The 22,889-nt window shown below is 41.4% G+C and carries 17 protein-coding genes and 1 pseudogene; 15 read left to right on the top strand and 3 right to left on the bottom strand.

Going from position 1 to position 22,889, the window contains the following annotated elements; translation table 11 throughout:
- The first annotated feature begins 324 nt into the window (after window positions 1–324).
- From LC048_RS02540 to cydS, 3 genes are read left to right on the top strand one after another with little or no spacing between them, the layout of a single operon-like run.
- Window positions 325–1,671 carry a cytochrome ubiquinol oxidase subunit I gene (locus tag LC048_RS02540; RefSeq protein WP_226601939.1) on the top strand — a complete coding sequence of 449 codons (1,347 nt, stop codon included), beginning with the start codon at window positions 325–327 and terminating at the stop codon, window positions 1,669–1,671.
- The gene (locus tag LC048_RS02545) at window positions 1,668–2,693 is read left to right on the top strand and encodes a cytochrome d ubiquinol oxidase subunit II (RefSeq protein WP_306049363.1); all 1,026 of its coding nucleotides are present in this window, start codon (window positions 1,668–1,670) and stop codon (window positions 2,691–2,693) included. Before LC048_RS02540 ends, LC048_RS02545 begins: the two co-directional genes overlap by 4 nt.
- Window positions 2,694–2,704: 11 nt before the next feature.
- Window positions 2,705–2,803 carry a cytochrome bd oxidase small subunit CydS family protein gene (gene cydS, locus LC048_RS24895; protein WP_371931982.1) on the top strand — a complete coding sequence of 33 codons (99 nt, stop codon included), beginning with the start codon at window positions 2,705–2,707 and terminating at the stop codon, window positions 2,801–2,803.
- Window positions 2,804–2,907: 104 nt separating this feature from the next.
- Here cydS and LC048_RS02550 read toward each other — a convergent pair whose 3' ends face one another.
- A complete protein-coding gene (locus LC048_RS02550; protein ID WP_226601941.1) occupies window positions 2,908–3,231 on the bottom strand; it encodes a BC1872 family protein in 324 nt (107 codons plus the stop codon).
- Between the two features lie 304 nt (window positions 3,232–3,535).
- Between LC048_RS02550 and LC048_RS02555 the strand changes: the two genes are divergently transcribed.
- On the top strand, window positions 3,536–3,778 hold the full coding sequence (locus LC048_RS02555; RefSeq protein ID WP_226601942.1) for a hypothetical protein: 243 nt from the start codon (window positions 3,536–3,538) through the stop codon (window positions 3,776–3,778).
- A gap of 65 nt (window positions 3,779–3,843) precedes the next feature.
- Here LC048_RS02555 and LC048_RS02560 read toward each other — a convergent pair whose 3' ends face one another.
- Window positions 3,844–4,014, bottom strand: coding sequence for a hypothetical protein (locus LC048_RS02560; protein WP_226601943.1), 171 nt, complete (start codon window positions 4,012–4,014; stop codon window positions 3,844–3,846).
- Between the two features lie 345 nt (window positions 4,015–4,359).
- Between LC048_RS02560 and LC048_RS02565 the strand changes: the two genes are divergently transcribed.
- Window positions 4,360–4,482 (top strand): hypothetical protein, encoded by a 123-nt coding sequence (locus LC048_RS02565; RefSeq protein ID WP_264188347.1) that lies wholly within the window; start codon window positions 4,360–4,362, stop codon window positions 4,480–4,482.
- A 59-nt stretch (window positions 4,483–4,541) separates the two neighbouring features.
- Here LC048_RS02565 and map read toward each other — a convergent pair whose 3' ends face one another.
- Window positions 4,542–5,285, bottom strand: coding sequence for a type I methionyl aminopeptidase (gene map, locus LC048_RS02570; RefSeq protein ID WP_226601944.1), 744 nt, complete (start codon window positions 5,283–5,285; stop codon window positions 4,542–4,544).
- A gap of 352 nt (window positions 5,286–5,637) precedes the next feature.
- Here map and LC048_RS02575 point away from each other — a divergent pair, with 352 nt between their 5' ends.
- From LC048_RS02575 to LC048_RS02620, 10 genes and pseudogenes are all read left to right on the top strand, one after another.
- Entirely contained in the window at window positions 5,638–6,573 is a 936-nt protein-coding gene (locus LC048_RS02575) for an ABC transporter permease (protein ID WP_306050416.1), read from the top strand.
- Between the two features lie 84 nt (window positions 6,574–6,657).
- Window positions 6,658–7,485, top strand: coding sequence for a carbohydrate ABC transporter permease (locus LC048_RS02580; RefSeq protein WP_214907195.1), 828 nt, complete (start codon window positions 6,658–6,660; stop codon window positions 7,483–7,485).
- A gap of 209 nt (window positions 7,486–7,694) precedes the next feature.
- Window positions 7,695–9,350, top strand: coding sequence for a type 2 periplasmic-binding domain-containing protein (locus LC048_RS02585; RefSeq protein ID WP_226601945.1), 1,656 nt, complete (start codon window positions 7,695–7,697; stop codon window positions 9,348–9,350).
- Between the two features lie 350 nt (window positions 9,351–9,700).
- Complete coding sequence (locus tag LC048_RS02590) at window positions 9,701–11,563, top strand: sensor histidine kinase (RefSeq protein WP_226601946.1); 1,863 nt, start codon at window positions 9,701–9,703, stop codon at window positions 11,561–11,563.
- Window positions 11,556–13,067 carry a response regulator gene (locus LC048_RS02595; protein ID WP_226601947.1) on the top strand — a complete coding sequence of 504 codons (1,512 nt, stop codon included), beginning with the start codon at window positions 11,556–11,558 and terminating at the stop codon, window positions 13,065–13,067. Before LC048_RS02590 ends, LC048_RS02595 begins: the two co-directional genes overlap by 8 nt.
- 1,277 nt (window positions 13,068–14,344) lie before the next feature.
- Window positions 14,345–15,112 (top strand): annotated as a pseudogene (locus LC048_RS02600) (glycoside hydrolase family 16 protein).
- Window positions 15,113–15,131: 19 nt separating this feature from the next.
- Window positions 15,132–16,466, top strand: coding sequence for a GH1 family beta-glucosidase (locus tag LC048_RS02605; RefSeq protein ID WP_306049366.1), 1,335 nt, complete (start codon window positions 15,132–15,134; stop codon window positions 16,464–16,466).
- Window positions 16,467–16,488: 22 nt separating this feature from the next.
- Window positions 16,489–19,671, top strand: coding sequence for a cellobiose phosphorylase (locus tag LC048_RS02610; protein WP_371931983.1), 3,183 nt, complete (start codon window positions 16,489–16,491; stop codon window positions 19,669–19,671).
- Between the two features lie 20 nt (window positions 19,672–19,691).
- Entirely contained in the window at window positions 19,692–21,029 is a 1,338-nt protein-coding gene (locus LC048_RS02615) for a glycoside hydrolase family 30 protein (protein ID WP_226601951.1), read from the top strand.
- 465 nt (window positions 21,030–21,494) lie between these two features.
- On the top strand, window positions 21,495–22,865 hold the full coding sequence (locus tag LC048_RS02620) for an MATE family efflux transporter (protein WP_306049368.1): 1,371 nt from the start codon (window positions 21,495–21,497) through the stop codon (window positions 22,863–22,865).
- The last annotated feature ends 24 nt before the right edge of the window (window positions 22,866–22,889 follow it).

The raw sequence follows: 22,889 nt of genomic DNA on the forward strand, positions 1-22,889 counted from the left end.
TTTATTGGCTCCTTAAAATTTATCGTCATCCTGACCAGTCCAATTTTCTTATTCCTTTTTTTCGTTTTAACCGCCCTGAGAATGGGAATGGAATGAAAGAAGCGAACATGGGTTACATATCATATTTCTCTCACATTTATATTGTATAAAAGAATTGTCCGCGTGCCTGCACAAAAATGTGATTTAGTGAACAAACTGTCGAGGTGACTTTATGTATAAAAAACAAGAAAAAATGCTTATGTGGCTTGCTTTTTTAGTGGCTGCTATAATGGGCCTGTCTTTTATCGGAAGAATTTTTGCTGGATAGAAAAGGGGTATTGAAGAATGGGGAATGAAGAATCAGTTTTTTTCAGCCGGGTCTTAACGGAGCTTACATTATCCTTCCATATTATTTATGCAACTATTGGAGTAGGAATTCCGTTAATGATTATGATTGCTCAGTGGCTTGGAATCAAGAAACAGGATGAACATTATATCCTGCTCGCAAGGAGATGGACACGCGGCTTTGTCATCACCGTTGCGGTCGGAGTTGTGACCGGGACGGCAATTGGATTGCAGTTGTCATTGCTTTGGCCTAATTTTATGGAATTGGCAGGCAATGTCATCGCTCTTCCGCTGTTCATGGAAACATTCGCGTTTTTCTTTGAAGCAATTTTCCTTGGGATTTATCTCTATACTTGGGACCGTTTTGAAAATCAGAAGAAACATTTGCTGCTATTGATTCCGGTTGCGGTTGGAGCCTCTTTTTCAGCTGTGTTCATCACAATCGTGAACGCGTTCATGAATGCACCGCAAGGATTTGATCTAGTGAACGGACAACTGGTCAATATCAATCCGGTTCTGGCGATGTTCAATCCAGCGATGCCGACAAAGGTCGCCCATGTGCTGGCGACAGCTTATATGACTTCGGCATTTGTACTCGCTTCGATTGGCGCCTTCAGGCTTTTAAAAGGTTCGAATCATATATACCATAAAAAAGCGTTATTTTTAACTATGAAAATCGGTCTTATCTTTTCGATTGCTGCTGCGGTCATCGGAGATTTTTCCGGAAAATACCTAGCTGAATACCAGCCGGAGAAACTAGCGGCTGCAGAGTGGCACTTCGAGACTGATGAGGGTGCGCCGTTGATGTTGTATGGTGTTCTTGATGACGGCGAAGTAAAATATGCGCTAGAAATTCCTTATGCGTTAAGTATTTTGGCTCACAGCGATCCGAATGCAGAGGTCATTGGACTTAATGAATTCCCTGAAGATGAAATCCCTCCACTGTATATCCATTATTTATTTGATGGAATGGTAACGATTGGGATGTGGATGATGGCCCTTTCGCTCGTCTATGTTGTGGGTGTGTGGCTGAAATGGAATTTTATCCGGTCAAGATGGTATCGCTGGCTGATCGTTTTCGGCGGTCCGCTATCGATGGTGGCGATTGAGCTTGGCTGGTGGTTCGCTGAAGTCGGGAGGCAGCCTTGGATCCTTCGAGGAATCATGAAGGTTGAGGATGCAGCAACGACGAGCGGGCAGGTCGATTTGATGCTGATCTTGTTTGCCGGTTTATACATGATACTGGCAATCGGAAGTACTGTTGTATTAACAAGGATGTTCCGGAAAAACACAGTTGAGCAGGAACTGGCAGACAGGGAACTGGAGAAGGAAGGTGAGTTTCGATGACACTTGAACTAATCGGGATATCGGTCCTCTGGATTTTTCTCTTTGGATATGTCATCGTCGCCTCCATCGATTTCGGGGCAGGTTTTTTCAATGCATATAGTCTTTTCAGAGGAAAGCAGCATATCCTGACAGGGATTATCCAGCGTTATTTATCTCCTGTATGGGAAGTCACGAATGTATTCCTTGTATTTTTCTTCGTGGGAATTGTCGGTTTCTTTCCTAAAACAGCATATTATTACGGAACTATCCTGCTCGTTCCGGCCAGCATCGGAGTGGTGTTGCTAGCAATCCGCGGCGCTTATTATGCGTTCACCACTTACGGCGGATTGAAGCACAAGAGGTATACGTACTTGTACGGACTTACCGGCTTATTCATTCCTGCCTCATTATCAATCGTGCTCACGATTTCAGAAGGAGGGTTTGTGGAAGAGACTCCATCAGGAATTGAATTGGACTACTGGACTCTTTTTACCAGTCCTTTGACATGGAGCATAGTTGTCCTGAGTCTGACCGCTGTTCTATATATATCCGCCGTTTTTTTGACCTGGTATGCGAACAAGGCACAGGATGAACCGGCAACGGAACTCCTAAGGAAATATGCTTTGATTTGGAGTGTGCCGACGATTGTTACCGCAACAGGCATCATCGTTGAACTGAGGGGCCATAACCCTGAGCATTACAGCAGATTAGTTGATTTATGGTGGCTGTTTGCCATATCTCTCATCCTGTTTGTGGGAACAGTGTACCTGATTGGTAATCGCAAGGCATACGGTGTGGCGTTCGGGCTATTGACTGGCCAGTTCCTTATCGCATTTTTTGCCTATGGAGCTTCTCATTACCCGTATCTGTTGTATCCGTTCCTCAGCATATACGACAGCTTTACAAATGATGCGATGGCAATTGCTCTCATCATCGCGTTCATCGCTGGACTGGGACTTCTGCTTCCATCACTGTACTTGCTGCTAAGACTGTTTTTATTTAATAAAGACTATGTCCAGGGGAAAAGGAACGACCACGCATAGGAGGTTTGAAAATGGCTGAATTCACGATGTTTTACGCCCCTTTCATTGTCATTGTTGCATCGATTGCTGCATCATTTTGGCTGGCAGGGAAGGACGAAAAGGTGGAATAAATTTAAAGAGCTGTCATCCTTTGTCTGGATGGCAGCTCTATTTGTTGTTTCGGGAATATTTTGTTGTGAAATAGTGCTCGAGCAGGGCGGTTGCGCTGTTTGTTCTAAGAAAGTTTGCGCCACAATGATGTACTTGTCACTACTGAATCATTCTCAATGATAGCATAAGCAGCATTTGTGATTGCTTCAGGTAAATTTTCACCAGTACCTTTAAATTGATTAAAAGAAGCCTCGGAGACTCCGTTAGAAGAGAAGCTGTAACCTAATTTCTCCAGTCTCTCGACAACCAGCATCGCATGTAAAAGATTCCTTTCCGGCTGGAATTCGGAGTCATTGATGAAGACGCCTTTTTCATAATCGAACCAGCGGTCCCATCTGTTCAGCTTCCATCCTAGAATTCTCCGCGCAATCGCATCTGTTTTAGTCATCCTTCTCCCTCACTCCTAGTTATTGTTATATAACAGATTATTTAATTAAATTATATTGCATAACAGATACAATTTGCAATGATAATAGAATTGAATTCTTTTATTTATTTTAACAAATTGAGCACCTTTTAGCTCGGGGTGACAAACATGAATGAAAAACTGAAGGTCTAGTGGCTAGCAGTTTTATATTTTTTTGTCGCAGATTAAGTTCCAATATTTTACATTCTATATCCATTGGGATAATGTTTACCAGTTTTCAGTTAGGCTATAAGCAAATAAGAGTTCAAAAGGAAGGAGTGGCAACATGAAGAACAGAAACTTAATTCTTTCATTCACATTGGGGACAGGTCTTTTGCTTGCCGGTTGCGGAGCCGATGAAGATCCACCGCCGGAAGAGGAACCGGTGATGGAACAGGATGAACAAGCTCCTCCTGAACCAGATGGAACACACGAATTACCTGATGAACCAAGGGAAGGTACCACCGAGAATGACGAGGAATTAACCGAAGAAGAACAGCGTATCATCGAGGAGTCTACTGAAGAATAACGAAGTAAGAACCTTAGAACCGTTTTGGTACTAAGGTTTTTTTACCATTGAATAGTCATGATGTTTTATTTCCCATCACTATCTGATTTATCATCATCTAGTTTGAAATCTTCATCTTCCACATCATTTTCCGTATCCTCGACAGGCGGTTCATTTTCCTGGTCCGTCTCTGCAGAACAACCACCAATGAAAATCGCAAGCGACAATGGGATTCCATAGAAAAGCTTCTTTTTCACAATCAGGCTCCTCTCTTCCAAACACTCTTGTTCGGATAGGATTATTATTATCTAAAACATACCCAGTCATAATCCTTATAAACGTTAAATCATTTTCTTCAAAAATAAAGAATAGCTGAAAGAAAAGAACAAAAAATAAAGCCAGAAAAGAATTCTATGAGCCCATAACGGGACAAAATCGGCAGCAAAAAGGTCCTTTATAACAATTCATCATTTGCTCTAAACGGGGTAGAACTCAAAAAAAGTTCTTGTAGAATAATTCGGAAATGGTGAGGAAATGCGTAAAAGGTCCCAAAGAGAATGAAGAAACACGAAAAGCATGAAAATGATGAAGGAGGTGATCATATGGCAAAGAAAAAACCAAAGCATGATAAATCCCTTCCAAAAGCGGATGTTGAGTTTGCAGAAGAAAGAGGGAATGGGTTTGAGAAGGTTGCGTTGAAAGCCCAGAGAAAGAACAATAAGTAAGGAATATAAAAAAAAAGAGAAGGAGTCCGGCTAACCGATTTCCTTCTCTCTTTTGTTTTCTATAACGTAATCACTATTGGGCCATTCTTCGTAAGGATGATCGTATGCTCACATTGAGCGACAAAGCTGTTTTCTGTTACATATGTCCATTCGTCGTTTTCATTTTGGAAGACTTCTTCCTCGCGAGTTGAAATGAATGGCTCAAAAGCGATAACCATTCCTTCTTTTAAAAGTTCATCATCCCATGGCTCATGATAATTATAGATGTGATCGGGTGCTTCATGGATTGTTCGGCCGATTCCATGACCGGTAAGATTTTTGATGACAGTCAGACCATTCTTTCTCGCAGTAGCAATGACAGCCTTTCCTAATCCGCTTTTCTTCGAACCAGGTTTCGCTTTTTTCAAACCTGCTTCAAATGCCTCCACAGCTGTTTCGCATATCTTGGTTAAAATGGGGTCACCTGCCCCAACGACAAATGAGATTCCAGTGTCGGCGAAATAACCATTTTTGGAACCGGAAACATCGATATTAACAATATCGCCTTCCTTGATTACACGGCTGCCTGGAATGCCATGTGCCACCTCTTCGTTCACACTTATACATGTATAGCCTGGGAAATTGTACTCCCCCTTTGGTGCTGAAATCGCCCCATGCTCTTCAAACAACCTGCCCGCTATTTCATCCAGTTCCTTTGTGGTGATACCTGGTGCAGTCTTCCCGACTAATTCTTCCCGTATCAAGCCCACAATCCTGCCAATTTCCTTCAAGCCGCTAAAATCTTCTGGTGTTTTCGCAATCATAATATATTTCCTTTCCAATAGCATCGTTTAAAAACTCTAAGATTAGATTATCCTTTTTAGTTATGAAAATCCAACCTTTAGGTTTATTCTTCATATAGATTCAACCTGCTGGCGTGGTAAAAGTGTCAGATTTCTGCCTTTTATGAAAACGATAACAACATGATGGTATCAATATTTTGTTCAATACTCCAAAAACTAAAAAATTGGTACCATAAGCAAAATTCGATGGCTTATAAATGTAAGCCCTTTTTTTTATGATAAAGGTACAAGTTAAGACAACAGCAACTAAGGTGGTGAAGAAATGGAAGTCAAGATTCAACAGCCAGTCGAACAACAAGTCAGTGACACCATAATGGTAGAGCCTACAAAAAAAGAAAAATACAAAAAAATTAAAAAGACAATCATTTCTCAAAAGTATTTGCAGGGGATGACCCTTCTCGGTGTAGTTTGGATGTTCATCTTTAACTATATCCCAATGTACGGACTGATCATTGCTTTTAAGGAATACAGCATCATCAAGACAATCTCAGAAGCACCATGGGTCGGCTTGATGCAGTTTAAGGAATTCCTGCAGGATGAGAATTTCTGGATCGTCCTGAAAAACACTCTCGGAATCAGCTTGATTAAATTAATCATCGGTTTCCCGCTTCCAATCATTTTTGCACTTTTGCTTAATGAACTTACATCAATGAAGCTTAAGAAAGCGGTTCAAACGATTTCTTACTTACCGCACTTCATTTCATGGGTTGTACTTGGAGGGATTTTGACAACATGGCTGGCAGATATCGGTGTCTTAAATGATATTTTGCTAGGTTTAGGGTTGATCAGTGAACGTACGAATTTCCTTGCTTCACCTGATAACTTCTGGGCAATCGTCATTCTCTCGGATATATGGAAAGAACTTGGATGGTCAGCAATCATTTATCTTGCAGCAATTGCTGGTGTTTCACCAGAGCTTTACGAGTCATCAACGATTGACGGAGCCAATCGCTTCCAAAAGATGTGGCATGTCACATTGCCGTCAATACGCCCGACAATCACAATTCTTTTCATCCTTGCTGTAAGCGGTGTCTTGAATTCAAACTTCGACCAGATCTTGATTCTGCGTAACTCGTTGAATGAAAGCGCAAGTAATGTAATTGATATTTACGTCTATCAGATGGGTCTGCAAAATGCCCGCTACTCATATGCAACAGCAGTCGGTTTATTGAAAGCAATCATTGCCTTTATCCTTCTCCTGTCTGCTAACAAGATTGTCAAGAAACTGAATGGAACATCTTTATTCTAAGGGGGTGAGGTTGTGTTTAAACTTTTTAAACGGAACCGGCGAACAACAAGTGAATACATCTTTGACAATATTAACATTCTCATCATGCTCTTTATATGTGCTATAACGATCTACCCAATCTGGTATGTTCTCGTCAATTCACTGAATGACGGTGTTGATGCAATGAGAGGCGGAATTTACTGGTGGCCGCGAGAGTTTACTTTTGAAAACTACAAGGCTGTTTTTCAAACTCCGGGTATTGTCACTTCATTTGGCGTGACAATTGCCAAAACGGTCATCGGAACAATCACTCATGTATTTTTTACAGCGATGGTGGCTTATGCCATCTCAAGACGCGATCTTTACGGCAGGAACTTCTACATGCTTGTCGGTGTCATCACCATGTTTTTCAGCGGTGGATTGATTCCTTACTTCCTATTGATCAGGGATCTTGGATTGTTTGATAACTTCCTTGTATATATCATTCCAACAATGTTCAACTTCTTCCATCTAATCATCTTTGTATCCTTCTTTAGGGAACTGCCAACTTCTCTGGAGGAAGCAGCAAAGATAGATGGAGCAAATGACTTCATGATTTTTATCAAAGTAATCATCCCACTTTCAATGCCGGTTATTGCAACCATTGCATTGTTCCAGGGAGTATACCAGTGGAACGACTACTTTGCCGGTGTCATCTTTGTAAATAATCCAGACCTGCAGCCAATCCAGACCTATTTATACAAAGTTGTTGCAGAATCTAGTTCCAACCAGATGATGACGAATGCAGCAGGATCGATTGCCACTAAGACGGTAACATCCCAGTCTATCAAGCTGGCAACGATGGTTGTTACAACACTTCCAATCATGTTAGTCTATCCATTCCTGCAAAAGTACTTTGTTAAAGGAATGCTGATTGGATCAGTAAAAGGTTGATCGACTAAACTTCGATTTAAATTTTTCTTCAATGAAGAAATTTAAATAACCAGGCTTCATTATTGAATGACGTGCTTTATTCATGAAGGATACCCCCTTCAAAGTGTGGGAAAGGCTGGAAGTTAGCCGAAAAGTCTTTCCCTCCTTTTTAAAGCAGTATACATTAAATAATGTGGACCAAAATAACAAAAAGAGAGAGGGTCAAGAAAATGGGAAAAAAATTCTTTTCCAAAGGCTTTTCATTATTGCTTGTTCTATCATTGGTTTTAGCACTATTTTCAGGTTGTTCCAGCAAGACAAATGAAAACGCTTCCGATGAAAAGGACGCAGATAAACCGAAGGCAAGTGCTGATGCACCTGGCTGGCAAGATAATAAGGATCCAATTACGTTTGATTGGTACGTTAACTTTTCATGGTTCGCGCATAAATGGGGCGACGATGCTGTTTCCAAGTATGTAACGGATAAAACTGGTGTGTCAGTTAACTTTATCTCACCAGCAGGTAACGAAGCAGAGAAAATGAACACGATGATCGCTTCTGGCAAACTTCCTGATTTCATCACAATCGGCTGGTGGGAAGATGCTGTTAAGAAAATGATCGAAGGTGAGCTTGTTCTTCCGTTAAATGAACTTGCAGACCAATATGATCCATATTTCTATAAAGTAGCAGACGGAGCCAAGATTGAATGGTACAAACAAGAAGATGGCAACACGTATGGCTACCCGAATGCTTCTTCTTCACCAAAGGATTTCGACAAATATAAAGACCTTAAGCCTTCTAACCAGACTTTCCTTGTTAGAAAAGATATGTATGAAGCAATTGGCAGCCCGGATATGAGCACTCCTGAAGGATTCTTGAAGGCTCTTGAAGAGGCTAAGAAGAAATTCCCTGAAGTGAATGGAGCACCATTGATTCCATTCGGATTGAATGAATTTACTGATGTAGGTAATACTTCTCTTGAAGGCTATCTGCAAAACTACCTTAACATCCCGATGGAAAAAGACGGAAAGGTTTATGACCGCAGCCAGGATCCTGAATATCTTGCATGGTTAAAGACTTTCAGAGAAGCAAACGACAAAGGACTTCTTGCGAAGGACATCTTCATCGATAAGCGTCCACAAATGGAAGAGAAAATTTCACAAGGCCGTTACTTCGCGATGCTTTACCAGCGCAGTGACCTTGCAGCACAACAGCACGCATTGTATGCAAAAGATCCTAATTCCGTTTATATCGCAGTAGACGGACCAGCGAACTCAAAGGGAGATGGACCAGCATTAGCAGGTGACAGCATCTCAGGCTGGACAGTTACTTTGATTTCTAAAGACGTTAAAGACAAAGAAAGAGCAATTCAATTCCTGACTTACATGATCAGTGAAGAAGGACAAATGGACCTTTACATGGGTAAAGAAGGCGAAACGTATGACATGGTGAACGGTAAGCCTGAATTCAAGCCAGAAGTATTGGACCTATTAAATAAGGACCGTGCAGCATTTGACCAGCAGTATGGAGCTTCATTCAAATATTGGATGCTGATGGATACAAACATGAGCCTTGCGTGGGCACCGCCTGCTTCAGAGCCATTCAAGCAAATGGAAGACTGGACGAAAGGAAAGACAGTCAGCTATGCAGAATTTGACGGCATCAGCCCGACTGGAACTTCCGCTGAAGGTGTAGCAGCAAGCAAGATTGCTCAGGAATGGGGCAAGACACTGCCTAAGCTTCTTCTTGCAAAATCCGATAAAGAATTCGATAAGGTCTATAACGATTTCTTGAAGAAACGTGATTCTTTCGGCTATGAAAAAGTTGAAAAGTATCAGCAGGAAATCTATGAAAAGAACAAAGAGAAACTTAATGGTGCAAAATAAATAACCAAGGTAAGACTGTTCCTTCTAGAATTAAATTTCTTGAGGGGGCAGTCTATTCCTCTTTTTGCCTAGCTCTTTTCTCAAACTTTGTTATTATTGACTACAAGATTGAATGACCTATGCTTCTTCAAAAAATGATGAGAAAAGAGCTTGTGCAATCCGTACCGAACTTCAAACTGGCTTATTATCACGCAATCTTTACGATAACAGCCTTTTATACATATAGGGAAGAACCACTTAGGTTGATTACACAAAATTAATTTCATTAAATTGAAACACATTAACACAATAATTATATTGACTATACTTTATAATTTTTTTATATGCGGACAAACAATGGATGTGAGAATATGGATTTTCAAAAAACAGTTAACAAAGCTGCTTTATGGTTGAATCGACTTTCCCTGCAACAAAAGCTGATTGCCTTATATATCATTATTATCATTATTCCCATCATCATTTTCATTTCTATTTATTCAAGCAACGTGTATGACAGGGCGATCAATGAAATCAGGATAAAAAGTGAAAATGCTCTTGAAATTGAGAAAATCCATATAAAGAATAATATTGAATCGATGAGACGAACCGCACAAATGGTCGTGTCGGATATAGAATTCATAGACTTTGTTAAAAGCAGGAACGAAGCAAATATTGATCAGTTGATTGATTTCAAGATGAACGAATTGTCGAATGTGACCAGGCTGCAGGCTAATAACCCAGCGATTGAGAATATTCGCCTCTATACCACCAATCCATATATAACTGAGATGTGGCCGATTCTTTTTAAAGAAGAGCGAATCATGGAAAAGCCATGGAGAAAAGAGGTTATCAACAGGAATGGGATGGAGGTATGGTGGTTCGATCAGCAGACCGATGATGTCCTTGAAAGACTTCCATCGCAAAATACAGCGAAAATTTCATTGTTGCGGGAATTGGACTACCCAAAGAATGAACATTTAGGCATCATTGAAATCAATATGTTCCTGAAAAACTTTTTCCCTAAGATGTTCGGAATGGTGCAGGACCCTGATTCTGTCTACGTAGTCATTGATAAGGATAACAACATGATCAGGAATTTCCATCACACCTATTTTGAGGTTGAGGGAATTGACACTGAAGATCTCATACATAAATTCAACAAATCAAAACACGAAGAAACTAGCAGCTTTCAATTTGAAAATAATGAAACTCCATATCTTGTCATCACTGCCTATATTGATGATTTGGATGCATACCTGCTGAATGTTATTTCCCTTGAAGGCCTTTATGCAGAAACGGCAAAGACGAGGAATGTAATTTTTAGCGGAATCATCTTTCTTGTTATTATTCTTTCTTTTGTCACCTATGTATTGGTTTTACTGCTGCTGAAAAAAATGTACAAATTGAAGGATTCAATGAAGCAGGTAGAACAAGGCGATTTTTCTGTAGACGTTGAAATTGATGGACAAGATGAGATTTCGGAGCTTGCATTTCATTTTAAAAGTCTTCTTGGTAAAATGAATGGATTGATCGCCGATGCTGTCAATAAGCAGGCGACTGCTAAAGAAACAGAATTAAAGGCTCTGAAAACCCAAATTGACTCGCATTTTCTTTACAATACTTTGGAAAATATCAAGATGATGGCAGAAATAGAAGGACAGTATCCTATTTCTGATGCCGTCACATCCCTTGGTGAAATGATGCGCTACAATCTTAAATGGAAAAATGACTTTGTGGTGCTGGATGAAGAGTTGAATTATATAAAGAACTATGTCGACATTATGAATTTGCGCTTGGATGGGTTACTAACCTTGAATATTGATGTCCCTCTCGAACTGCATGATCAGGAAGTGCTGAAAATGTCACTGCAGCCGATCATTGAGAATGCAATCAAACATGGAATCATTCCTAATGACCAGAAAAGCGAAGGCATCCTGCAGGTGAATGGAAGATGTTCAGAGGACTATATCATCATTGAGATAAAAGATAATGGTGTGGGGATGACCCAAGAAGAATGCGATTCCCTCAACATTTCCATTCAAACTGGGGCAGGAATTCAAAATCCAGGTTCTAAAGGTGGCAATGGCATAGGAATCCATAATGTGAATGAGAGAATCCAGCTTTACTATGGAACGGAATATGGAGTGTTTGTTACTAGTGAGAAAGACGAATTCACAATGGTGACGATAAAAATGCCTTGTAAAATCATGAAAGGAGGCAGCCAAAGTGTATAAAGTTTTTATAGCTGACGATGAAAAAAATATCAGATTGGGTATACAGGCAATGATCAAGCGGGAATATCCAGATTTTAAAACGTTCATTGCATCAAATGGACAGGAAGCCCTTGATGGCATATTGGAAAATAAACCGGACATCGTTATCACTGATATTAAAATGCCAAGGATGGATGGTATTCAATTAATTAAAGAGCTCCAACAGCAAGATGACATAAAAACATCGATTGTGATTCTAAGCGGATACGATGATTTCACGTATGCCAAGGAAGCGATCAAGCATAAGGTAAAGGATTACTTATTGAAGCCGGTAAACCGGACAGAGCTTTTCAAAACCTTGAATACCATCATAGAAGAACTGGAAAACAGCCAGAAAATGACCTACCAGCACCTGGATGACTACCGTGCCAGTCAATTAAACTACATTTTGCTTAATCCTAATATCCAGCAGGAAGATGTAGAAGATCTTTATAAGAAAATGAAAATAGAATCATATCCGGATGGATATTATGTAGGAATCATTCAGGTGGATGAAGATATAGCTGGAGAGGATTTTCTTTATAAGATCAATCAGCTGCTCAATTCAAGCAGTGACAGCATTCCATTCCTTGATAAAGACGGCCGAGTGACAATCATTTCAGCAGACTTCGAGCAATTCTCCATTCTGAAAGAACAGCTTAGCAGGGACAAACATTCGATTTTTACCATTGGCATTAGCGAAAAGACGCAGGATATAAGAGAGTTTAAAAAAACTTATCGCCAGGCAGACACAGCGATTAAGTATCACTTCCTTTATCCGCGTCGTCAGATCATTTTATATGAGAATGTTAAGGAGAAACCAGAAATAGCCTCTATCCCGACAGACCTGATCAATAAAATTTCTAATATGCTGGGGACTGAACGGGAAAAGGAAATTAAAGATAACCTTAGGCAGGTTATGGATTTTGATGTCATTGCCCACAGTAGCATCGATTATCTAGAAAATCTTAATGAGGAAATCAACGAAACAATCTTCAAAGGCTTTTTCAAGAGATTGGGGGAAGAATCTCTTGTAACGTTCGAGCTTCTAAATAAGATAGATAATATCTATAACTTTGACAACTTCCATGAATACTTCCATTCCCTCGAGGATTTGCTGATGAGAATCCATGAATACAATAAACAGGTAAAAGCCGTGTATTCAGAGCAAAAGTACATGGACCGGGCAATTGCGTATATTAGGGAAAATTATCATAAAGATTTGAATTTAGCCGTAGTCGCTAATTACATTTCGTTGAATTATTCCTATTTCAGCCATATGTTCAAGGAGTATATTGGACAAAACTTCGTTGACTACTTGAAAATGGTCAGAGTAGAAAGTGCAAAGCGGCTGCTGAAAGAGACAGATTTTAAAATACTCGAAATCAGTGAGATGGTTGGATACAAAAACCCTAAACAATTCGCGAGGGTGTTCCGCGATGTTGAAGGAATTTCCCCAAAAGAATATCGGGAAATGAATGGATGAAGAGGGCTGAATTGGCTCTCTTTTTTCTGTTTTTTAAGTTATTGATGCGGACAAATTTAAGCGCTATAAAAGAATGCTCAATCAGTATTAGGTACGAAATTTTGTCATCTCAAAGGAAAAGGTAACATCAGGAGCGGACAAAAGCTCGCCGGAGCAGCCTTGATTTGTTCGAAGTCCCCCCGGGTTCGGACAAAGTCATGCCGGAGCAGCTTCAATTTGTTCAAAGTCCCCTCAGGTTCGGACAAAATCTCGTCGGTGCGGTTACAATTTGTCTGAAGTCCCCCCAAGTTCGGACAAAATCTCGTCAGTGCGGCTTCAATTTGTCTTAAGTCACCCCGAGTTCGGACAAAATCTCATCGGAGCATCAACAATTTGTCCGAAGTCCCCCCGGGTTCGGACAAAATCTGGTCGGAGCATCACCAATTTGTCTGAAGTCCCCCCAGGTTCGGACAAAGTCTCGTCGGTGCGCCATCAATTTGTCTGAAGTCACCCCGAGTTCGGACAAAATCAAGCCGGAGCATCAACAATTTGTCCGAAGTCCCCCCAGGTTCGGACAAAATCTCGTCGGTGCGGTTACAATTTGTCTGAAGTCCCCCCAGGTTCGGACAAAATCATGCCGGAGCATCAATAATTTGTCCGAAGTCCCCCCGGGTTCGGAAAAATCATGCAGGTGCCTCAACAATTTGTCAGAAGTCATCCCACGTTCGGACAAAATCTCGCCGGTGCATCAACAATTTGTCTGAAGTCCCACCGAGTTCGGACAAAATCTTGCTGGAGCATCAACAATTTGTCCGAAGTAACCCCAAGTTCGGACAAAATCTCGTCGGTGCACCATCAATTTGTCCGAAGTCCCCCCAGGTTCGGACAAAATCATGCCGGAGCATCACCAATTTGTCCGAAGTCCCCCCAAGTTCGGACAAAGTCTCGTCGGTACACCTACAATTTGTCCGAAGTCCCCCCAGGTTCGGACAAAATCTCGTCGGTGCGCCATCACTTTGTCCGAAGTATCTCCAATTCATTTTCACCATCTCTTATGCGGAGATTCACTTAAAACCCAATTAATCTTCAACTGTTTTAACGTTTTTTGGAAGTGTTTTCAAATGATGTTGCGCTCTTCTAAAATATTGTCACCCTAAACAAAATTCTCTATCTCAAGATGCAGGACTGGCAAAGGTAGAATAGAAATTGAGATATATTTTGTTCACAGCAACGAGTCTTTTCATAAAGGGGCGGTTTAGGTGGAGTCAAAAAACCAGGATCAATTAAGCGAAGAAATGATGACGCTTTCAAATTCTGAAGCGGAGTGGAAGTTAGTTTGGGAAGAGAACTTTAATCTTTCTGAGATAGATGAAAACAAATGGAATTTTGTTGAGGCAGGCACAGGCTTCGGGAATGAAGAATCCCAGTACTATACAAGACGGAAAGAAAACGTGCGAATCGAGAATGGCATGCTGGTTCTTGAGGCGAAGAAGGAAGAGTATAAAGGGATGGATTATACATCCGCGAAAATGACGACCAGAGGCAAGGCAGCCTGGAAATACGGTCGATTTTCTTTTCGGGCAAAATTGCCGGAAGGACAGGGAATCTGGCCTGCAATCTGGATGATGCCGGAGGATATGAAAAAGTATACTGGATGACCAGCTTGCGGTGAAATTGACATCATGGAGAGTATCGGACATCAACCAGGTACCGTTTATGGAACGCTTCATTATGGCATGCCCCACACATATACAGGAGACAATTATACACTTCCAGAAGGCGAAAAGTTCTCCGATGACTTTCATGTTTTCACTCTTGATTGGGAGCCAGGAGAATTCAAATGGTATGTAGATGATGTCCTGTATGCACGACAGACTGAATGGTTCAGCAAGGCTGTAGACTCAGAAGATGAGCAGCCTGGTTTTGCACCATTTGACCGCGAATTTTATCTGCAGCTAAATCTGGCTGTCGGAGGAAAATGGCCGGGATACCCTGATGAAACAACCAAGTTCCCACAGCAGATGACAGTTGATTACATCAAAGTTTACAAGCGAGAAGACTATTAACATTCGAGGTGAGAAATTGGTGAATAGATTTTCAAGAGATTTTATTTTCGGAACAGCTACATCTTCCTATCAAATAGAAGGAGCTTATAAAGAAGACGGAAGGAGCCTTTCCATTTGGGATACATTTTCCCGGACTCCCGGAAATGTCTTCAATATGGATAACGGGGATATTGCGTGTGACCATTACCATTTATATGAGAAAGATATTGAGATTTTAAAAACGCTTGGTGTGGATTCTTATCGATTCTCGATTGCCTGGCTAAGGATTTTTCCAGAGCAAGGAAAGTATAACAAAGCAGGAATGAATTTTTACAAAAACCTTATAATACGCTTGATCGAAAACGGAATAAAGCCTGCGGTCACTCTTTACCATTGGGATCTGCCAATGTGGGCGCATGAACAGGGTGGCTGGACAAACAGAGAATCTGTAAATTGGTTCATGGAATACGCAGAGAAATGCTTTGAGGAGCTTGATGAGCATGTGGAAATGTGGATTACCCATAATGAGCCGTGGTGCGCAGGTTTCCTCGGTTACCATCAGGGTGTACATGCTCCAGGACATACAAATATGGAGGAAGCATTAAAAGCGGTTCACCATATTCTTCTGTCCCATGGTGAAGCAGTGTCTCTGTTGAAAGACAAGCTTGCCTCTTCAACACCTGTCGGCATTACGCTGAATCTGTCGCCGATGTACCCTGCAAGCAACTCAGCAAATGATCGATTGGCCGCTAATAATGCCGACGGCTATACAAACCGATGGTTCCTTGATCCTGTATTAAAAGGGTATTACCCAGCCGACATGATGAACCTATTCTCCAAATACGTCCACTCCTTTGAGTTTATCCAGGAAGGTGATTTGGAAAAGATTTCGATTGAGTGTGATTTCTTTGGGATTAACTTTTACACCCGCAGTCTAGTTAAATTCAATGCTGCATCAGATTTCCTTTACACAAGTGCTTATTCAGACTACGAAAAGACAGGAATGGGATGGGATATCTCTCCTTATGAGTTTAAGGATTTAATCCGGCGTCTGCGCAAGGAATATACGAAACTGCCAATTTATATCACTGAAAATGGCGCAGCTTTCGATGATCAGGTTTCAGTAGACAATACAGTCCAAGATCCAGAGCGACAAAATTATATTGAACAACATATTAATGCTGTTGCAGATCTGAATGAAGAGGATATGAATATCGCTGGCTATTATCAATGGTCCCTTCTCGATAACTTTGAATGGGCATTTGGTTATGAAAAACGTTTCGGTATTACCTATGTCAACTTCGAAACACAGGAGAGAATCTTAAAAGACAGTGGTTACCGTTATGCTGAAATCATCAAGGAACGTTCAATTTAAATCTTATACCTTCGGAGTGATAATGATGGAAAAATACCGATTTGATGAAAATCAATACCTTGTAATTGAAGAATTCGATCAGGCAAAAACGTTCTCGAGCTTCCTTCCTGGCTTAGCAGGATTATACGGGATTCCGATTTGGGCATTTTACGTAAACCGTGGACAGGCAATGGTCAGCTTCGGTGTCCAGGATAAAAATCATGCCATTACAGAGTTCTTCCCGGCAAATCAGGCGTATCAGCGTGTAGCAGCCAATGGTTTCCGCACTTTTATAAAAATGGATGGGAACAACATCGTTGAACCTTTCTCGTCATTCGGAAGCAAGAAAGACCGAACGAGAAGGATGTATATCAAAGAGAATGAGCTGAAAATTGAGGAAATCAATCATCAATACGGATTGAAGACACTTATTACGTATTTCACATTGCCGAACGAGAACTTTGGAGCTTTGGTGAGAAAGGTTGAAGTTGAAAATCTTACTGAAGAATCAATGAACCTCGAGCTGCTCGATGGACTGCCAGCGATCATTCCATTTGGCATTGATGACGCAGCCTACAAAGCAGTTGGAAATACACTGAAAAGCTGGATGGATGTATTCAATCTTGAAAATCGCATTCCATACTATAGAGTCCGTTCATCAACAAATGACTCAGCGGAAGTTGAAGAGGTTTCGAAAGGCCATTTTTACTTGAGTTTTACTGATGATGGTCAATTGATCTCGCCAATTGTTGATGCTGATCTTGTATTTGGGTCAAACAGTTCACTCTCTTTTCCTGATGCGTTTGAAAGTAAATCAGTGGAAGAGATCTTAAGTGCTGCGCCAGTTACATCCAATAAAGTTCCTTGTGGCTTTTCTGGTGTTAGCGGATTGCTTGGCAAAGGCGAGAAGATATCCTTCCATACGCTTGTTGGCCATGTGAAGGATATTGAAATCATCAATGGAAAAGCAGCAGAGATAATGGCGAACGGATATATGGAGAGAAAATATGAAGAAGCTCAAAGTCTTGTAACCGGGATCACGAAGGATGTGCAGACAAAAACGGCTTCACCGCTGTTTGATGCTTATGTTAACCAAAGCTATCTCGATAATGTGCTGCGCGGCGGATACCCAATTAGCCTGGAAACTGACGCATCACCGTTTACTTATTATGTATTTTCCCGCAAGCATGGAGATCTGGAGAGGGATTATAACTTCTTCTCGCTTGCGCCAGAATTCTTTTCCCAGGGCAACGGAAACTTCCGTGATGTGAATCAAAACCGACGGAATGATGTCTTTTTCCATCCTGAAACCGAAGATTATAATATCAAGCTATTCATGAGCCTGATTCAGGCAGATGGATATAATCCGCTTGTGGTAAAAGGTGCAAGCTTTGAACTAAAGGATCAGTCGGACTGGTCATGGCTGGAGGAGCTTGTCTCGGATGATATGGGCGCGATATTCATCAAAAAGAAGCTAAGCGGAACTTTTACACCCGGTGATTTGCTTCAAACAATTTCAGACAGCGAGATAGATTTGACAGTATCACTTCCGGAATTCCTGAAAAATCTCCTTTCCAGGAGCAGCCAAAACATTGAGGCCGAGTTTGGTGAAGGGTTCTGGATGGATCACTGGACTTACAATCTTGACTTGATTGAAAATTACCTGAAGGTCTACCCGGAAAACAAAACAGGGCTTCTATTTGAAGATTCCAGCTATAAATATTTCCACAGCCCTGTATTTGTGAACCCTCGCTCTGAAAAATATGTCTTGGCAAACGGCAAAGTCCGTCAATATGAGGCCATTACAGAATACGGTCATCAAAAAGGCTCAAACTGGTTGACTACATCTGAGGGAGAATTCTATACATCGAACCTTTACAGCAAAATTTTCTCGCTAGCTCTGATTAAGTTTTCTACATTGGACCCTTATGGAATGGGTGTGGAAATGGAAGCGAATAAGCCTGGGTGGAATGATTCAATGAATGGTCTTCCTGGATTATTCGGTTCAGCCATGAGTGAGACACTCGAACTTAAACGTCTTCTTGACTTTGTCATTGCCTCTGGAGAAAGTGGGGACATTGACATTGCACTGCCTGTAGAGGTATCTGAACTGGTTGAGGCTGTTCATGCAAATCTTGTCCTGTTTGAAAAAGGTGAATTGGACGATTACAACTATTGGGATCGTGTATCCGCTGCCCGTGAGAAGTATCGTGAAGAAGTGAAAAATGGCTTTGAAGGGACGGAAAAAAATATCCCGTTACAAAAGCTGACAGGGTATGCAAGGCAAATGCTTTTGAAGACAAAGGCAGGAATAGAAAAAGCGACAGAGCTTGGCGATGGACTGATTCCAACCTACTTCTTCTTTGAAGCTGTGAACTGGGAAAAGATTGTTGATGTGAACGGGAACGAACAGTTGAACAAAAAAGGACTTCCGTTCGTTAAGGTCAACGAATTCAAGGTGTCTGTGCTGCCACATTTCCTCGAGGGACCAGCAAGGGAATTGAAGAGTGCTGATGCAGAAAAAGCCCGTTCGACGTATCAGAATGTTAGGAACTCTGAGATCTATGATCCAAAACTAAAAATGTATAAAACATCTGGGGCACTGGAAGAGCAAACTTATGAAATCGGACGAGCGAGGGCATTTACTCCAGGCTGGTTGGAGCGAGAATCCATCTTCATGCATATGGAATTCAAATATCTGCTCAGTGTCCTGAAGTCAGGGTTATATGAAGAGTTTTATGAGGATTTGACCTCTGCGCTGCCACCATTCATGGATGCGGAAGTGTACGGCAGGAGTATTCTTGAAAACTCCTCCTTTATTGCCAGCAGCGTGAATCCGGATGAAGCCTTGCATGACCAGGGTTTTGTCGCCAGGTTAAGCGGAACAACGGCAGAATTTTTAAGCATCTGGCAAACGATGATGATGGGCAAAGAGGCTTTTGCAGTCCGAGAAGAAGGGCTTACATTAAGCCTGCAGCCAATATTGCCATCATGGCTTTTCGATGAAGAGGGAAATGTGCAGTTTACATTACTGGGTAAGACTCAGGTAACCTACCATAATCCAACAAGAAGAAACACATTCGGAATGGATGGTGCCAGGACAGTTAGATATGTGCTCCACCTAATTGGTGAAGAGGTCACGGTTGAAGGCACACACTTGCCTGAATGGTATGCAAAAGCTGTCCGGAATGGGAAAATTTCAAAAATCGACGTTTATTTAGACTAATGAGAATGAGGTGCTTATAGATGAAAATAAAAGTAATCCAAACTGCCAAAAACACCGGTGACCGCTTTGCTGATAAGGGGTATGCTTCTGTAGCAGACCGGAATGATGACCAAAAGATCGTCATGAACCTTGATCCAGAAACGAAATATCAAAGCTTCATGGGATTTGGGGGAGCGTTTACAGAGGCGGCTGCCTATACGCTTGCGCAAATCCCGGAAGATGAACGCCTAAAAATAATCGAAAGCTATTTTAACCAGGAAACAGGTCTTGGCTACAGCCTGGGCAGAACCCATATTCATAGCTGTGACTTCGCACTGGAGAACTACACTTATGTGGAAGAGAATGACGTTGAACTAAAGACTTTTTCAATCGAACGGGAACAGAAATACGTATTGCCTCTCATAAGGGATGCGGTGAAGGCAAGAGGAGAAGAGTTGACGATCCTTTCTTCTCCATGGAGCCCTCCGGCATGGATGAAGACAAATAATGAAATGAATAATGGCGGAAAGCTGAAGCCTGAGTTTTATAGCAGATGGGCTTTGTATTACACGAAATACATCAAGGCGATGGAATCAGAAGGAATCCCGATTTGGGGAATCACTGTGCAGAATGAGCCGGAAGCAACACAGGTCTGGGATTCCTGCAGATATACAGCCGAAGAAGAACGTGATTTTGTGAAAAATCATTTGGGACCTGTCATGGAGCAGGAAGGTCTAGGTGATAAGGAAATCATCATCTGGGACCACAATCGGGATATTGCTTATGAGCGGGCAAAGACGATTTTATCAGACGCTGAGGCTTCAAAATATATTTGGGGTACCGGGCTGCACTGGTATGTTTCTGAGGAGTTCGAGAACTTAAGCAAGATCCATGAGGATTTTCCGGATAAGCATCTGATTTTTACCGAAGGCTGCATTGAAGGCGGAGTCCAGTTAGGCGCATGGCATACTGGGGAACGTTACGCAAGGAACATCATGGGCGATATCAATAACTGGCTTGAGGGCTGGATTGACTGGAATATTGTCCTGAATGAACAGGGCGGTCCGAACCATGTAGGCAATTATTGTGACGCTCCAGTGATCGCTGATACAAAAACCGGTGAAATTCACTATAACAGTTCCTTCTTTTATATTGGACATTTCAGCAAGTACATTAAGCCAAACGCAGTAAGAATCGCACATGAACTAAATCATGAATCATTAAAAGCAGTATCATTCCAAAATGAAGATGGCTCCATTGTTGCTGTGGTCATGAATGATGCAGACAGTACAGAGTCATTCTCATTATCGGTCGGAAGTAAGACTGCCGAAGCTGAGTTGACTGGCCATTCAATTACAACATTCATCGTAGAAAGTTAAGCTCTGCCACCTCCTTGTCATGACAAAATGTGCTTTATGCTATGTGATGATCATGAAAAGGAGGTGGTTTTATTTTAGAAGTTTTTTAAGGCTTGTAAAATAATGAAGGATGGCTCAACTTGGTCGAAATAACTGGGAATGTGGTCGAATTAATTTAAAATTCGCCAATAAAATTCGGAATGTGGTCGAATTAATTTAAAATTCGCCAATAAAACTTAAAATGTGGTCGAATTAATTTAAAATTCGCCAATAAAATTCGGAATGTGGTCGAATTATTTTAAAATTAGCGCCAATAAATTTAAATATGGTCGAAATGATGGGGCAGAACAGCAAGTCTTTTCTGCCTCTTATTCTTCTATTTCATTGCGTTGCTTTAAAATTTAACAATCAAAGTTGAATGAGCGGAGGTCAGCGTAATATACCCCCTTTTTAATCAAAGGGAACTTTTAAAGGTGGAAATGCAGTATGAATTTACAGAAAAACAACAGTCTGCCTAAACGGATTGGATTATTAGCACTTACCTGTCCCATTTTTATAGAGTTATTTTTGCATATGTTAATGGGCAGCACGGATACTTTCATGCTGTCCCATATTTCAGATGAGGCTGTAGCGGCTGTAGGGGTAGCTAATCAGCTCGTATTTTTTATGATTCTCGTATTTGGTTTTGTTGCCACAGGGACTGCGGTTCTAGTATCGCAAAACCTTGGAGCAGGACTTCAAACGGATGCAAGGAAGATATCAGGTCTCTCGCTATCTCTTAATCTTATATTTGGAGTATTGGTCAGTGTAATTGTTGTCGGTTTCAATGATTTGTTTTTGCAGATGTTCAATCTGACACCGGAAATACACAGGCTGGCTCAACAGTATCTGACGATTGTTGGCGGAACACTTTTCACACAAGCACTACTTGTTACCGCGTCAGCTATACTTAGGGCAAATGGATTAACAAAAGAGGCGATGTTCATTTCCATTATCATGAATATCATTCACCTTGCCGGCAATAGTCTGTTCATCTATGGACTATTCGGTGTTCCGGAAATGGGTGTTCAGGGTGTGGCTATTTCGACAGCCATATCCCGTGCGATCGCAGTGATCCTGATTTTTCGATTGCTGTACCGCAGGCTTCCTATGAGAATTGCTTTGGAAGATTACTTGAGCTTCAATAAGACTTTTATCAAAAAAATCCTGAAAATAGGCGTTCCTTCAGCCGGGGAAAATGTTCTTTACAACACCAGCCAGATGGCGATTACCGTCATTATCGGTTTGCTCGGGGCTATGGCACTGACAACAAGGGTATATACATTCAATATCATGTCATTCATGATGCTTTTTGGTATAGCGATAGGCCAGGGAACGCAAATCCTGATCGGCTACAAAGTAGGGGCCAGAGAATTTGATAAGGCCTATCATCAGCTGTTGAAGAGCTTGAAACTAAGTATCATCATCACGATGGCGATCACCGTGGTAATCGTATCCATCAGGGAACCAATACTGGGGATTTTTACAGATAATAAAGAAATCATCAGGGAAGGCAGCAAGGTTCTGCTATTGTGCTTAATCCTTGAACCTGGGAGAACCTTCAACATCGTCGTGATCAGTTCTCTCCGGGCAGCCGGTGATGCGGTATTCCCTGTGACGATGGCGTTTGTTTCGATGTGGGGGATCAGTGTGCCGCTCGCCTATTTCCTGGGAATTAAAATGGGCTTCGGGCTTTCGGGCATTTGGATCGCTTTTATCATTGATGAATGGTTCAGAGGCATCATCATGTATATCAGGTGGAGAAGCCGTGTCTGGGAGAAGAAGGTCCTGGTTGACACGTCGGACCAAACAGCATGATCAGAGTATTTTTTGAGAGGTGAA

This window comes from Mesobacillus subterraneus (assembly GCF_020524355.2).
GTDB classification, from domain to species: Bacteria; Bacillota; Bacilli; order Bacillales; family Cytobacillaceae; genus Mesobacillus; species Mesobacillus subterraneus_C.